Consider the following 14,784-nt stretch of genomic DNA (forward strand, 5'->3'; position numbering starts at 1 on the left):
ACTTATAAGTTTTTAGCTAAAAAATATGTAGAGACCAATACAGAAAATATAGATGCTATCGTCGTTAAAGTTTGAGCAGCTGTTTCGCCACCTCCCAACGATTTACGTTTTAATGGCTTTACTAAAATCATATCATTAGATTGTATGTAATAGTATGGGGATTGCAAAGCGGTTACATCTGTTAAATCAATATGGTGTATTTTTTGTCCTTGTGGGTACTGCCTAACAACCAATACATCTTTTCTATCTCCTGTGTTCTTTATATCTCCAGCATTTGCCAAAGCCTCTATAATATTAACACGGTCTTGAAATAATGTAAAAACCCCAGCGCCTTGCACCTCTCCTGTTACTGTATAACGCAAACCCGCTAACTTAACAGACACAAATATCTGGGTCGTTTCTTTTAAATACTTGGTTAGTATTTCCTTTTTCACCTTGGCTTCGACTTCATCTATTGTAAACCCTAAAACATTGACATCCCCCAAAATAGGAAACGCTATATTTCCATGTAAATCAACAGTAAATCCATTAAAATAAAGATTCTCTTGCCCTTTAGTCTCGCCAACTTTCTCTACAGGGTTAAATAAAGACACTAATTTTTTAACATCGTCATCTATAGCCTTTACATTTACACTCAAAATATCATTAATTTGAACTCTATAAGGGTTAGATAGTTCGCGTATTAAAAGAGAATCGTTTACAACGCCTTCATTATCTTGAAGATACACAAGGTCTTTATTGGTTATGCATGAAAAACACAAAACACTGATTACCAAAGTAATAACAAACAAAAACTGCTTCATTTTAAGCGAATAGATTAACCGCAAATATAGCCTTTCATCGTGAAGAATAAAACTTTTGTCGGGTTTTTTGGTTTTTTATCCGTTATTTGTAAAAAATTGAACTATTGAATTATTTAACCGTTGAAAATATCGCAAAGTCTTATGGAGAGTTAACACTTTTTAAAGACCTTTCATTTAGTATCCATAAAGGGCAAAAAATAGCTTTTGTTGCTAAGAATGGTACAGGAAAAACATCTATTTTAAATATTTTAGCAAAATTGGATGCTCCAGATGCTGGGCAAGTAGTATTTAGGAAAGACATTAAAGTTTCCTTTCTCCCACAAGAACCATATTTAGATGGCAACCTCACTATAGAAGACACTATTTTTAGCTCCGATAGCGAAATCCTAAAGGTTATTAAACGCTATGAGGCTGCTATTTTAAATCCAGAAGAAGAAGACATTTATCAAAAAGCCTTCGAAGACATGGATTTACATAATGCTTGGGATTTTGAAACACAATATAAACAGATACTTTTCAAATTAAAACTTGAAAATCTAACTCAAAAAGTAAGCGCTTTATCTGGTGGTCAAAAAAAACGTTTATCGCTTGCCAATGCTTTAATAAATAAGCCAGACCTATTAATTCTCGATGAGCCCACTAACCATTTGGATCTAGAAATGATAGAGTGGCTCGAAACTTTTTTTGCAAAAGAAAACATTACACTCTTTATGGTTACGCATGACCGTTATTTTTTAGAACGTGTATGCAATGAAATTATAGAGTTAGATCATGGTAAATTATATACATACAAAGGAAACTATTCGTATTACCTAGAAAAAAAAGAAGCAAGAATTACACAAACAGAAGTAGAAACTAATAAAGCCAAACAGTTATACAAAAAAGAGCTCACCTGGATGCGCCGCCAACCCAAGGCCAGAACCACCAAATCAAAATCCAGAATAGACGATTTTGCAGATATTAAACACAGAGCACATCAACGCAGAAATGACCATGAAGTACAGTTAGAACTTAATATGGAGCGTTTAGGCAGTAAAATCCTTGAACTAAAAAAAGTTTCCAAAGCTTATAACGACAAAATTATTCTGGACCAATTCGAATATATGTTCCAAAAAGGAGAGCGCGCAGGTATTATTGGAAAAAATGGAACAGGAAAGTCTACGTTTTTAAATGTTTTAACACAAACCACACAACCTGATTCTGGTAAAGTTGTAATAGGCGAAACGGTTAAGTTAGGTTACTATACACAAGCAGGAATAAGCCCGAAACCTAATCAAAAAGTGATAGACGTTGTTAGGGAATTTGGCGATTACATTCCTCTAAAAAAAGGGCGTCAAATAAGTGCTCAGCAATTATTGGAACGCTTTTTGTTCGATAGAAAGAAACAATATGATTTTGTCGAGAAATTAAGTGGAGGTGAACGCAAACGATTGTATTTATGTACCGTTTTAATTCAAAACCCTAATTTCTTAATATTAGATGAACCGACAAATGATTTAGACATTGTAACGTTAAATGTCCTTGAAAATTTCTTACTAGATTTCCCTGGATGTTTAATTGTAGTGTCTCACGACAGGTATTTTATGGATAAAATTGTAGATCATTTATTTGTTTTTAGAGGCCAAGGAATTATTGAAGATTTCCCTGGAAACTATAGTGATTTTAGAGCATATGATGATAGTAAACCTGTTATTACAGAAACCAAAAACATTAAAAAAGAAAAAAGTAATTGGAAAAAAGACGACAACGCCAAACTTTCATATAACGAACAAAAAGAATACAAGAACATAGAAAGTAAAATAAAGAGTTTAGAATTTAACAAATCAGAATTAGAAAAAAAGTTCCTTAACCCCGATTTAACTCCCGATGAGATCAATACATTATCTAATGAATTACAAACTATTATAGATACTATTGAAGAAAAAGAAATGCGTTGGCTAGAATTATCGGAAAAAATGGAGGCATAATATGAGAAAACTAATAATTCCCTACATTAAGTTTTGGTTAAAGTCCAAAAATGAACACGGTGTACAATCCCCGTTTGTTTTTGACTTAGTTACTAAATGTTTTTATGATAAAACAAATCATAATGCTTACAGTAAATTAAAAGCATATAACAAACACTTATTATCTAATAGTAATCCCATAGAAGTTATGGACCTTGGCGCTGGCTCTCAGGTAATGCAAAGTAACACACGTATTATTTCTAACATTGCTAAAAACGCTGGTACAACAATGCATCGTGCTAAATTGTTTTACCGTTTAGTGTCCTACTTCAAGTTTAAAGACATACTAGAATTGGGAACATCTATGGGAATTGCAACACATGCTATGCATCTAGGGAATACCAATGCAAAAATCACAACCATAGAAGGCTGCCCCAATATCTCTGGGTTTTCATCAAATACATTCAAACAATTTGATTTAAAAAATATTGATGTTCTAACAGGAAATTTTAACGACATTATAAAAACATTACCTTCAAGCAGTTATGACTTAGTCTATTTTGATGGCAATCACCAAAAGAAAGCCACTCTTAATTACTTTGAAACACTCTTAGAAAAGGCTCATAATAATTCTGTTTTTATTTTTGATGATATTTATTGGTCAAAAGGAATGACCGAAGCTTGGGAAACGATAAAACAACATCCAAAAGTAACTGTAACCATAGACACTTTTTTCTGGGGTATCGTGTTCTTTAGGAAACAACAAGCCAAAGAACACTTTATAATAAGAGCTTAATGTGGTTCTCTATTTTCGTATTCTCTTTAAAACATATCATAAAATCTAAAACAACAATACCCCGTTTAAACACATGCATCTTTTTTGGTTGATAATAGCTTTGCTAATTGGCTACTTTTTTGTTTATTTAAATAATAACAAATTCAACTAATCACACTTAAAACTCATAACTTTTTAGAAATGAAAGTATACACTAAAACAGGAGACAAAGGCACCACTGCTTTGTTTGGGGGAACCAGAGTACCCAAACACCATATCCGTATTGATAGCTATGGCACAATAGATGAGTTAAATTCACATATAGGCTTAATTCGTGATCAGGATATTAACCCGCTTTACAAGGATATTTTAATAACAATTCAAGACAAACTATTTACAGTAGGAGCCATTTTAGCAACCGATCCAGAAAAAATGGTTTTAAAAAATGGAAAAGAACGATTAAATATTAATAAAATAGCTACCGAGGACATTACTATGTTAGAACAGGAAATAGACCTTATGAATGAGGCCTTACCGCCTATGACGCATTTTGTTCTCCCTGGCGGTCACCAAACAGTGTCATTCTGTCACATCGCACGCTGTGTTTGCCGCCGTAGTGAGCGCTTGGCCTCTGCTCTCTATGAGTTAGATCCTTTCTTACCTGAAGCGCTTACCTATTTAAACCGCCTTTCTGACTACCTCTTTGTATTGGCACGAAAGTTGTCATTTGACCTACAAGCAGATGAAGTAAAGTGGATTCCTAAAAAACATTAATACTGTATTTCTAACTGTGATTAAATAATCACGATAAAAGATTTGTTTAAAATCATTTCAGTGAAAAAAAGACGTTCTTTTTTATTATTGACAAAATAATTCACTTTTTTATTGACTATTTAAACTAAAAATTTATTTTTGCAAAAAATTAAACCATTAAAAAATGTATTGGACTTTAGAATTAGCATCTCATTTAAGTGATGCACCTTGGCCAGCTACCAAAGACGAGCTTATAGATTATGCTATTAGAACTGGGGCTCCTCTGGAAGTAACCGAAAATTTACAGGCTATTGAAGATGAAGGAGATTCCTATGATTCCATTGAAGAGATTTGGCCTGATTACCCTACAGATGAAGACTACCTCTGGAATGAGGATGAGTATTAATATTATTAAAACAAAGAAAAAAAGTCTCTATTAGAGGCTTTTTTTGTGCATTATTCTATAGATAAGCACAAGAACAAAACGTATCTTTAACCACCTAAAAAAAAGGTGGTTAAACCATTAAAATAATTATCGGCTTCAACTCCCGGTGTATAACAATAAAAACATCGTCTTCTCAACGTGTTATAGAAAACGATGTAAAACTTAATAACATATAAAATTATGGATTTTTTAAATTCTATACTAAAGGTCTTTGTTGGAGATAAGTCTAAACAAGATGTAAAAGCCATCTCGCCTATAGTAGATAAAATTAAAACCTTTGAAGCCGCTTTAGAATCCTTATCTCATGACGATTTAAGAGCTAAAACTATCGAATTCAAAGCAATCATTGCAGAAACACGCAAACCCTTCAACGACAAAAAAGAAACCCTTCTTAAAGAAGCCAATACTACAGAGGATATTGACAGACGTGAAGATATCTACCAAGAAATTGATAAAATAGAAGACGAATCTTATAAAGCCGTTGAAAACACTTTAAACGATATTTTACCAGAAGCCTTTGCCGTTGTAAAAGAAACGGCAAAACGCTTTACAAACAATACCGAAATTACTGTAACTGCAACCGCTTTTGATAGAGAAATATCGGGTAACAATGGTTATGTTACTCTAAATGAAGATAAAGCCATTTGGGCCAATTCATGGGATGCCGCAGGAAAAGCCATTACTTGGGATATGATCCATTATGATGTACAACTTATTGGTGGTGTTGCTATGCATCAAGGTAAGATCGCAGAAATGCAAACAGGGGAAGGAAAAACATTAGTAGCCACCCTACCCGTGTATTTAAATGCCTTAGCAGAAAAAGGAGTGCACCTAGTAACGGTAAACGATTATCTTGCGAAACGTGATAGTGCATGGATGGCGCCTATATTTCAGTTTCATGGCATGAGTATCGATTGTATCGATTACCACCAACCCAATAGTGATGCGCGTCGTAAAGCATATAATGCAGATATTACTTACGGAACAAACAATGAATTTGGTTTCGATTATCTACGAGATAACATGTCAAATTCCCCAGAAGACCTCGTACAACGCCCACACCACTATGCCATTGTAGATGAGGTTGATTCCGTATTAGTAGATGATGCTAGAACTCCTTTAATTATTTCTGGTCCAATCCCGCAAGGAGACCGACATGAGTTTACAGAATTAAAACCTAAGGTAGATAATATTGTTTCTGTGCAGCGTAAACACCTCACACAAGTACTCGTAGAAGCTAAAAAATTAATAGCCGATGGAGATACCAAAGACGGCGCTTTTAAACTACTACGTGTCTATAGAGGTATTCCAAAAAATAAAGCCCTAATCAAATTCTTAAGTGAAGAAGGCATAAAACAATTGCTACAGAAGACAGAAAACTTCTATATGCAAGATAACAATAGAGAAATGCCAAAGGTAGATGAAGACCTCTACTATGTTATTGAAGAAAAGAATAATCAAATTGAATTAACAGACAAAGGTATTGACTTTCTTTCAGGAAAAGACGATCCTAACTTCTTTGTCATGCCAGAAATAGGCCTTGAAATCTCAAAAATTGAAGCCCAAGGGTTATCCTCTGAAGAAGAAGCCGATTTAAAAGAAGATTTATTTAGAGACTTTGGTATTAAGTCCGAGCGTATTCATACCTTAAACCAACTGCTTAAAGCATATGCCTTATTTGAAAAAGACAACCAATATGTTGTTATGGACAATAAGGTAATGATTGTAGATGAACAAACTGGTCGTATTATGGATGGCCGTCGCTATAGTGATGGATTACACCAAGCGATTGAAGCTAAAGAAAATGTAAAAATTGAAGATGCTACACAAACCTTTGCTACAGTAACCCTTCAAAACTTCTTTAGAATGTACCGTAAATTATCAGGAATGACAGGTACAGCGGTAACAGAGGCAGGTGAGCTTTGGGAAATTTACGAATTAGATGTTGTAGAGATTCCTACTAACAGACCAATTGCGCGTCATGATAGAGAGGATTTAGTATACAAAACAAAACGTGAAAAATACAATGCTGTAATTGATGAAGTAACCCGATTATCTCAAGAAGGACGTCCCGTTTTAATTGGAACCACCAATGTAGAAATCTCTGAGTTACTAGGTAAGATGCTATCGATTAGAAAAGTACCACATAACGTCTTAAATGCCAAATTACACAAAAAAGAAGCCGATATTGTTGCAGAAGCAGGACAACCAGGGCAAGTAACCATTGCTACAAATATGGCGGGTCGTGGTACCGATATTAAACTAAGCGACGCTGTTAAAGCCGCAGGAGGATTAGCTATTGTTGGTACAGAACGTCATGATTCGCGTCGTGTAGACAGACAGCTAAGAGGGCGTTCTGGCCGTCAAGGAGATCCAGGAAGTTCTCAGTTTTACGTTTCCTTAGAGGACAACCTTATGCGTTTATTTGGTAGTGAACGAATTGCCAAAATGATGGATAAAATGGGACTCAAAGAAGGTGAAGTTATTCAACATTCTATGATTTCTAAATCTATAGAACGTGCTCAGAAAAAAGTAGAAGAAAACAACTTTGGCGTACGTAAACGTTTATTAGAGTATGATGATGTTATGAACTCGCAGCGTGAAGTTGTTTACAAACGTCGTCACCACGCATTGTTTGGAGAACGCCTTCGTGTAGATTTAGCTAATATGATTTATGATACCTCGGAAGGGATTGCAGATACAAATAAGGCCGCTAATGATTATAAGAATTTTGAATTCGAATTAATTCGTTATTTCTCCATGTCTTCTCCAATTTCTGAAGCAGATTTCAACAAATTATCTCCAACAGATATTGCTCAAAAAGTATACAAATCGGCTTTCGACCATTACAAAGCTAAAATGGAACGTAATGCTGAAGTTGCCTTTCCTGTAATTAAAGATGTTTATGAGACTCAAGGCGATAAATACAAGCGTATTGTTGTTCCTTTTACAGATGGTAAAAAAACATTACAAGTGGTTACAGACCTTGAGAAAGCATACGAATCTAAAGGAAAAGAATTAGTAACAGACTTTGAAAAGAATATTACACTCGCCATTATTGATGATGCTTGGAAAACACATCTTCGCAAGATGGATGAATTAAAACAATCGGTACAATTAGCCGTTCATGAGCAAAAGGATCCTTTATTAATTTACAAATTTGAAGCTTTTGAATTGTTTAAAGGAATGATAGATCAGGTGAATAAAGATGTAATCTCATTTTTGTTTAAAGGAGAGTTACCTAATGAAAACACTGGTAATATTAGTGAAGCAAGGCAAGTGCGTAACAAAGAAAATTTACAAACTCAAAAAGAAGACATTCCTAATCTAGATGAACGCTCGTCTCAAAATAGAGCCGCTAGCAACACTCAACAGCAACAACAGATTGTAGAAACCATTGTTCGTGATCAACCTAAAATTGGTCGTAATGATCGCGTGACTATAAAACACGTTATAAGCGGTGAAAACAAAACTGTAAAGTACAAACAAGCCGAACCTCTAATATCAAAAGGAGAATGGGTATTGGTTGAGGATTAATACGCTACATTAAATTAGATATAAAAAAACTGAAACTTAATCGTTTCAGTTTTTTTATACGCTCTATTTTCTCGTTAATTCGTTTAGTAATTCTATCAAACTTCTACTAATAAAAAAAAACTTTTACATTTATTAGTAAAAGGCCTTTCTTTTCAAAAAAGATATTCTATTTACATAGAATTATTATTTGTTATTTTATAATTAATTTCGCTTTACCACTATCCGTTTAGCTATTGAGAAATTTTCAGATTTAAACTTTAGAATATATAACCCTTCATTTAAACCACTAATATCTAAATTTTGAGATTCTAATGCAGTATTAAACGTTTCGCTTCTAACGTTCCGCCCCAACATATCAAACAACTGAATGGTACCGTCTTTTAAACGATTATTTTTAGTAGACTGTATAGTTAACTCATTACTTACAGGGTTAGGGAATATTGCAAATCCATTATCGGCTTTAAATTCATTAACACTCAAAACATTTGTATTGAATTGACTCTCTATAATTTCCAAGTATGTTAATGCTCTATTCGTTTGCCCCTCAGTAAGCATAAACATACAAGCATCATTCACATAATCCATAAAATTCATAGTTAAGGACTTGTTACCACACATTAATACACTACCAGCAACTGGACAACCGCCTGTAGAAGTACTAATATTAGGAGTATCTGCAACACCATCATCTAAGTTACAACCTCCATCTCCACCCCAGGGGTGGTCTAAATTAAAAAAATGTCCCAATTCATGTGTTACTGTACGGCCTAAATTATAAGGCGCATTAGGAACATAACCCGCACACCCTGCTCCAGATCCAAAAGCAAAAGGAGCCATTACAACTGCCGCACCATTAGCTGGACTTCCGCCAAGAGGTGAATACCCTAAAACATCGTTAGCAATGTCTTTTATTACAAAATTCATATAACCTGCCCATTTAGGATCGTTATCTGTACCACCTCCAAAGTTATAACCTATCGTAACAGCTTTACCTCCTTCAACTAAATCATTATCTGTATTTGCTGGGTGATTTTGTGTTGCTATTACAAACTGAACATCTAACGCTCCAGTGTTAACTCCTGGATAATGAGTACTTGCAGCTCCCCATTGAGAAATATCTGCGTTTTCACCTCTAAAGTCCGCATTTAAAACATCTACTTGTCCTTGTGCAAAGGCTTCCAAACAAGCTCTATTAGCTTCATTTCCTGCAACGAAGTGCATTGCAACGGGGATTTCTATGGTTGCTCTTCTCTTTTTTAAAGCCGAATTATTAAGACGGTTTTCTTGAAATGCCGCTTGACGAGCTTCATACTTAGCTCTAAATTCTGGATTATTTAATTGCTGCTCCATAAATGCAGTCGTTCCACAGGTACGGGACTGTTGCGCATAAGTATTAATTCCTATACAAAGGAATGCTAGTAAAAGGGGAATTTTGAAATTCATATTCAAACAGTTTTTATAGTTATTAATTACCTGCAAAAATAGAAAAACATCTAGTTACTTTCTAAATAAAAAAAGATCAACTGACATTGATCTTTTTTTATTTACTTATGCATATAGATTCGTTACATATTCCTACGGTATTGCCCTCCTACTTCAAATAAAGCTGAAGTAATCTCACCTAACGAACAGACCTTACAAACATCCATTAAAGCCTCGAAAATATTTTCATTATTAATAGCTTTGTGTTGAAGCTCTCGCAATAGAGCTTTAGTATCGTTAGCTTTATGTAGATTCTCTAATGTTTTAATTTGAAATACTTTCTCTTCTTCAGTCGCACGAATAACCTCTTTTGGTACTACGGTAGGCGAGCCTTTACTACTTAAAAAGGTATTAACTCCAACGATTGGAAAATCGCCATTATGCTTAAGAGTTTCATAATACAAGCTCTCTTCTTGAATTTTACTACGCTGATACATCGTTTCCATAGCTCCTAAAACCCCGCCTCTTTCTGTAATACGATCAAATTCTTTCAAGACTGCCTCTTCCACTAAATCGGTTAACTCTTCTATTATAAAAGAACCTTGAATTGGGTTTTCATTCTTTGCTAACCCAAGTTCCTTATTTATAATTAATTGAATTGCCATTGCCCTACGTACAGATTCTTCAGTAGGAGTCGTAATCGCTTCATCATACGCATTAGTATGCAACGAATTACAATTATCGTAAATCGCATATAAGGCTTGAAGCGTAGTACGAATATCATTAAAATCAATTTCCTGAGCATGTAAACTACGTCCTGAGGTTTGAATATGATATTTCAACATTTGCGCTCTTGAATTAGCACCATATTTATTTTTTAATGCTTTTGCCCATATTTTACGAGCCACTCGGCCTATAACAGCATATTCTGGATCAATCCCATTAGAGAAGAAAAACGACAAGTTTGGTCCAAACTTATTAATATCCATCCCTCTAGACAAATAATACTCAACATAAGTAAATCCATTAGATAATGTTAATGCTAATTGTGTTATTGGATTGGCTCCTGCTTCTGCTATATGATATCCTGAGATAGATACAGAATAGAAATTTCTAACGTTATTATCTATAAAATACTCCTGTACGTCTCCCATTAAACGCAATGCAAATTCTGTTGAAAAAATACAGGTATTCTGCGCTTGATCTTCTTTTAGTATATCAGCCTGAATTGTACCACGAACTTGCGCTATGGTCTTTGTTTTTATATCTAAATAAATAGCTTCGGGTAATACCTGATCTCCAGTAACTCCCAATAACATTAATCCTAAACCATCGTTACTTTCTGGCAATTTACCATTATAAGTAGGACGTTCTTTATTTTTATAAAGCGTTGCTATTTTTGCTTCAACTTCTTTTTCTAGCCCATTTTCTTTAATATAAATCTCACATTGCTGATCTATTGCTGCATTCATAAAAAAGCCCAACAACATCGGAGCGGGGCCATTTATAGTCATACTAACAGAAGTCATTACATGAGCCAGATTAAATCCTGAATACAGTTTTTTTGCATCATCCAAGCAACAAATAGATACCCCTGCATTTCCTATTTTCCCATAAATATCTGGTCTACGATCGGGATCATTCCCATACAATGTTACGCTATCAAAAGCTGTAGACAAACGTTTTGCTGGTAGTCCTGCACTTACATAATGAAACCGTCTATTGGTTCGTTCTGGTCCTCCTTCTCCTGCAAACATTCGTGCAGGGTCTTCTCCTGTTCTTTTAAAAGGATATAGTCCTGAAGCATATGGAAATTCCCCTGGCACATTCTCTTGTAAGTTCCATCGTAAAATATCTCCCCATGCTTCATATTTGGGTAATGCGACTTTAGGAATATCGATATGTGATAACGATTCTGTATGAGTTTCTATTTTTATTTCCTTATCTCTAACCTTAAACGAATAGATCGGGTTTTTATATTTTTCTAATTTATTAGACCAGCCTGTAATGACCTCCCAGTTGTATGGGTCTAAGTTTAACTTTACACGATCAAATTCTTTAATCAGTAAATTAACCAAAAGCTTATCTTCTTCATTATTTACCTGCTGTAAGATCACCTCCTCATTCAATCCCTGTTTTCCTATAAAAGAATGTTCAATTGTATTTGACGTGACATTAATAACCGATCCTATCGTTTTATATATCCCGTATAACTTTTGAGCAACGCTTACTTGTACATTAACGGTTTTATCGTAAGCGCGATTATTTTCTGCGATCTCCGATAAATAGCGAGTTCTTGATGGGGGGATTACAAAAACCTTCTCACTCATTTGGTCAGAAATATGAAACCCCGATTTTAATTCCGATTCTGTTTTTTCAACCAACTTATCCATAACCGCCTTATATAAGGTATTCATTCCTGGATCATTAAATTGAGAGGCTATTGTTCCATAAACAGGCAACTCATCCTGAGGAATGTCCCAAAGGTTATTATTTCGCATATATTGCTTTTTCACATCCCTCAAAGCATCCAAAGATCCCCTCTTATCGAATTTATTTATAGCAACAAGGTCTGCAAAATCCAGCATGTCTATTTTTTCTAACTGTGTTGCGGCTCCAAACTCGGGTGTCATAACATACAGAGCAACATCACTATGCTCCATTATTTCTGTATCCGATTGCCCTATTCCTGAAGTTTCCAAAATAATTAAATCAAATTCTGCTGCTTTTAAAACTTGTACTGCTTCGCTTACATATTTTGATAATGCTAAATTAGATTGACGCGTTGCTAAACTGCGCATATACACACGTGGAGAGTTAATTGCATTCATACGAATACGGTCTCCTAATAATGCGCCTCCTGTTTTTCGTTTTGAAGGATCTACAGATACCAGTCCTATTGTTTTTTCAGGAAAATCGACTAAAAACCGACGTACTAATTCGTCTACCAGACTAGATTTCCCTGCACCACCTGTTCCCGTAATTCCAAGAACTGGTGTTTTTGATTTTTCATTCTTCTTGTGTATCGCATCTAAAGTAGGCTTTGCTACTTCTGGAAAGTTTTCTGCCGAAGAAATAACTCTTGCTAATGCCCTAGGGTTTTTCTCCGATAACTTACTAACATCTTCATTTAAATGATCTCCGATAGCAAAATCTGCCTTTTCAATCAAATCATTAATCATACCTTGCAACCCCATTTCACGACCATCATCTGGAGAATAGATTCGAGAAATACCATAATCCATTAGTTCTTTAATTTCTGAAGGTAAGATAACGCCGCCACCACCGCCAAAAATCTTTATATGCCCAGCTCCTTTTTCATTAAGTAAGTCGTACATATATTTAAAGTATTCGTTATGCCCGCCTTGATATGACGTTAAACAAATAGCATTAACATCTTCTTGTATTGCTGTATTTACAACTTCTTCTACACTACGATCGTGCCCTAAATGTATTACTTCTACTCCTGTGGACTGAATAATACGACGCATGATATTTATGGAGGCGTCATGTCCATCAAAAAGTGCTGCTGCTGTAACTATTCTTACTTTATATTTTGGCTTATATGGTGTTGCTTGTATCATTCGTGATTTTTAATGCGTTTTAAATGCGCAATTTACGAAATATTCAAAAAAACAGACGGATTATATGTAATTATCTAAAAAGCCAAAAGCTTCTCATTTTCTTACGCTTTACTTATAGCATTGATAATTAAAGTAATAAATAAAAAACACGTTATAAAACATTTGCTTTTTAAATTTGGCATATTATTGGGCCAATTTATAATGGTAAAATATATCTTTGATTTTAGAAAAACGCCCAAATTATGATACGTAAATTTTTAGCTTTCTTTTTAATTTTTAATTTAACAGCTTGTTCTGAGTTACAGCAAGTCCTTAATCAAATCCCTCAAAATGGTAGTCCTATAAGTAACACTGATATAGCTTCAGGATTAAAAGAGGCTCTTAATTTGGGAATCGATAAACAAGTACAAAAACTAACCCTTAAAGATGGGTTCTATAAAAATGACTTAGTGAAAATTCTTCTACCTAAAGAATTAAAAAAAGTAGACAAAGGTTTGCGAGATATTGGCTTAAGTCGTTTAGCCGATGACGGTTTAAAAGCTCTAAACAGAGCTGCTGAAAATGCTGTAAAAGAAGCAACGCCTATATTTATAGAAGCTGTAAAAACAATATCTTTTGCAGATGCTAAAACCATTTTACTAGGTAATGATGATGCGGCTACACAATATTTAACAAACAAAACTAAAACGGTTTTATATGCTAAATTTAACCCTGTTATTAAAGAGTCTTTTGAAAAAGTTGGAGCAGATAAAATTTGGGCTACTTTAATTAAAAAGTATAATGCTATTCCTTTTACTCAAAATGTAAATCCAGATTTAACAGACTACGTTACATCTGAAGCTTTAAAAGGGGTCTACAAAATGATTGCTATAGAAGAGGGAGAAATCCGTAATAAACTAGAGTCCCGTACAACAATGCTCTTAAAGAAGGTCTTTGCATTACAAGATAATAATACCCTATAAATTAATATAAAAACTGAAATTATTTTAGTTCCAATTTAATATTAATTAATACAAAGCTAATATTCACTTAATACAATAAACAACAAACAGTTCTATTTTTGTTATTCAAGTAGATTTTCTCACTCAATACTTGAATTAGTTAGTTTAATAATACCAAAACCAATCTTTAATAACTAAGATTGGTTTTTTTATTTTGTTATTCTTTAATGCTTAACTTAAATATTGAGGCTCTCTCTAAAACAGAAAATCAATTCTGAAAAAACATTAAAACAAAACAACAAACACCTCGAAACAACATAAACATCTAAAAAACAGTTAATTAACCTTGAGTTTAACAAAAATTACCGTATCTTTATTTTAAGATTTTTATTTAAATAAAATGAGGCGTAAGGATATTTTAAAACAACATCAAATAAAGCTCAACAAGCGCTATAAGCAACTTGTTGAACAAGCTTATAACCTGCGCCAAACGGATCATGCATTAAGTGATGACTCAGAGTACAAAGCAATGAAATTACTCAATAAACTTAATAAGCTTAAATTTCTATCCAGATAAA

10 protein-coding genes are annotated in these 14,784 nt (G+C 34.1%); 7 read left to right on the forward strand and 3 right to left on the reverse strand.

Annotated features, from left to right (window positions below; genetic code table 11):
• Positions 1-2: 2 nt before the first annotated feature.
• Positions 3-803, reverse strand: a complete 801-nt coding sequence (locus tag AC2D8I_RS08655; RefSeq protein WP_484705603.1) for a polysaccharide biosynthesis/export family protein — start codon at positions 801-803, stop codon at positions 3-5.
• 104 nt (positions 804-907) lie between these two features.
• Between AC2D8I_RS08655 and AC2D8I_RS08660 the strand changes: the two genes are divergently transcribed.
• From AC2D8I_RS08660 to secA, 5 genes are all read left to right on the forward strand, one after another.
• On the forward strand, positions 908-2,770 hold the full coding sequence (locus AC2D8I_RS08660; RefSeq protein WP_484705604.1) for an ABC-F family ATP-binding cassette domain-containing protein: 1,863 nt from the start codon (positions 908-910) through the stop codon (positions 2,768-2,770).
• A gap of 1 nt (position 2,771) precedes the next feature.
• Complete coding sequence (locus tag AC2D8I_RS08665; protein ID WP_484705605.1) at positions 2,772-3,545, forward strand: O-methyltransferase; 774 nt, start codon at positions 2,772-2,774, stop codon at positions 3,543-3,545.
• Positions 3,546-3,725: 180 nt separating this feature from the next.
• Positions 3,726-4,298, forward strand: coding sequence for a cob(I)yrinic acid a,c-diamide adenosyltransferase (locus AC2D8I_RS08670; protein ID WP_484705606.1), 573 nt, complete (start codon positions 3,726-3,728; stop codon positions 4,296-4,298).
• Positions 4,299-4,461: 163 nt separating this feature from the next.
• Positions 4,462-4,683: a DUF2795 domain-containing protein gene (locus AC2D8I_RS08675; RefSeq protein WP_034057512.1), complete on the forward strand. Its 222-nt coding sequence runs from the start codon at positions 4,462-4,464 to the stop codon at positions 4,681-4,683.
• Positions 4,684-4,902: 219 nt separating this feature from the next.
• On the forward strand, positions 4,903-8,259 hold the full coding sequence (gene secA, locus AC2D8I_RS08680; protein WP_484705607.1) for a preprotein translocase subunit SecA: 3,357 nt from the start codon (positions 4,903-4,905) through the stop codon (positions 8,257-8,259).
• Between the two features lie 201 nt (positions 8,260-8,460).
• Here the strand turns inward: secA and AC2D8I_RS08685 are convergent, their stop codons facing one another.
• A complete protein-coding gene (locus AC2D8I_RS08685) occupies positions 8,461-9,702 on the reverse strand; it encodes a zinc-dependent metalloprotease (RefSeq protein ID WP_484705608.1) in 1,242 nt (413 codons plus the stop codon).
• Between the two features lie 122 nt (positions 9,703-9,824).
• Positions 9,825-13,265 (reverse strand): methylmalonyl-CoA mutase family protein, encoded by a 3,441-nt coding sequence (locus AC2D8I_RS08690; RefSeq protein WP_484705609.1) that lies wholly within the window; start codon positions 13,263-13,265, stop codon positions 9,825-9,827.
• 242 nt (positions 13,266-13,507) lie between these two features.
• On the opposite strand from AC2D8I_RS08690, the gene AC2D8I_RS08695 reads away from it, so the two are divergent.
• Complete coding sequence (locus AC2D8I_RS08695) at positions 13,508-14,227, forward strand: DUF4197 domain-containing protein (RefSeq protein WP_484705610.1); 720 nt, start codon at positions 13,508-13,510, stop codon at positions 14,225-14,227.
• Between the two features lie 379 nt (positions 14,228-14,606).
• On the forward strand, positions 14,607-14,783 hold the full coding sequence (locus AC2D8I_RS08700; protein ID WP_484705611.1) for a Lacal_2735 family protein: 177 nt from the start codon (positions 14,607-14,609) through the stop codon (positions 14,781-14,783).
• The last annotated feature ends 1 nt before the right edge of the window (position 14,784 follow it).

The sequence above is a fragment of the Lacinutrix sp. YIN62 genome (assembly GCF_057219185.1).

Excerpts from the sequence above, each read along its gene's own strand:
- AC2D8I_RS08655 (WP_484705603.1), bottom strand. The coding sequence starts at position 803 with ATGAAGCAGTTTTTGTTTGTTATTACTTTGGTAATCAGTGTTTTGTGT.
- AC2D8I_RS08665 (WP_484705605.1), top strand. The coding sequence starts at position 2,772 with ATGAGAAAACTAATAATTCCCTACATTAAGTTTTGGTTAAAGTCCAAA.
- AC2D8I_RS08670 (WP_484705606.1), top strand. The coding sequence starts at position 3,726 with ATGAAAGTATACACTAAAACAGGAGACAAAGGCACCACTGCTTTGTTT.
- AC2D8I_RS08675 (WP_034057512.1), top strand. The coding sequence starts at position 4,462 with ATGTATTGGACTTTAGAATTAGCATCTCATTTAAGTGATGCACCTTGG.
- secA (WP_484705607.1), top strand. The coding sequence starts at position 4,903 with ATGGATTTTTTAAATTCTATACTAAAGGTCTTTGTTGGAGATAAGTCT.
- AC2D8I_RS08685 (WP_484705608.1), bottom strand. The coding sequence starts at position 9,702 with ATGAATTTCAAAATTCCCCTTTTACTAGCATTCCTTTGTATAGGAATT.
- AC2D8I_RS08690 (WP_484705609.1), bottom strand. The coding sequence starts at position 13,265 with ATGATACAAGCAACACCATATAAGCCAAAATATAAAGTAAGAATAGTT.
- AC2D8I_RS08695 (WP_484705610.1), top strand. The coding sequence starts at position 13,508 with ATGATACGTAAATTTTTAGCTTTCTTTTTAATTTTTAATTTAACAGCT.
- AC2D8I_RS08700 (WP_484705611.1), top strand. The coding sequence starts at position 14,607 with ATGAGGCGTAAGGATATTTTAAAACAACATCAAATAAAGCTCAACAAG.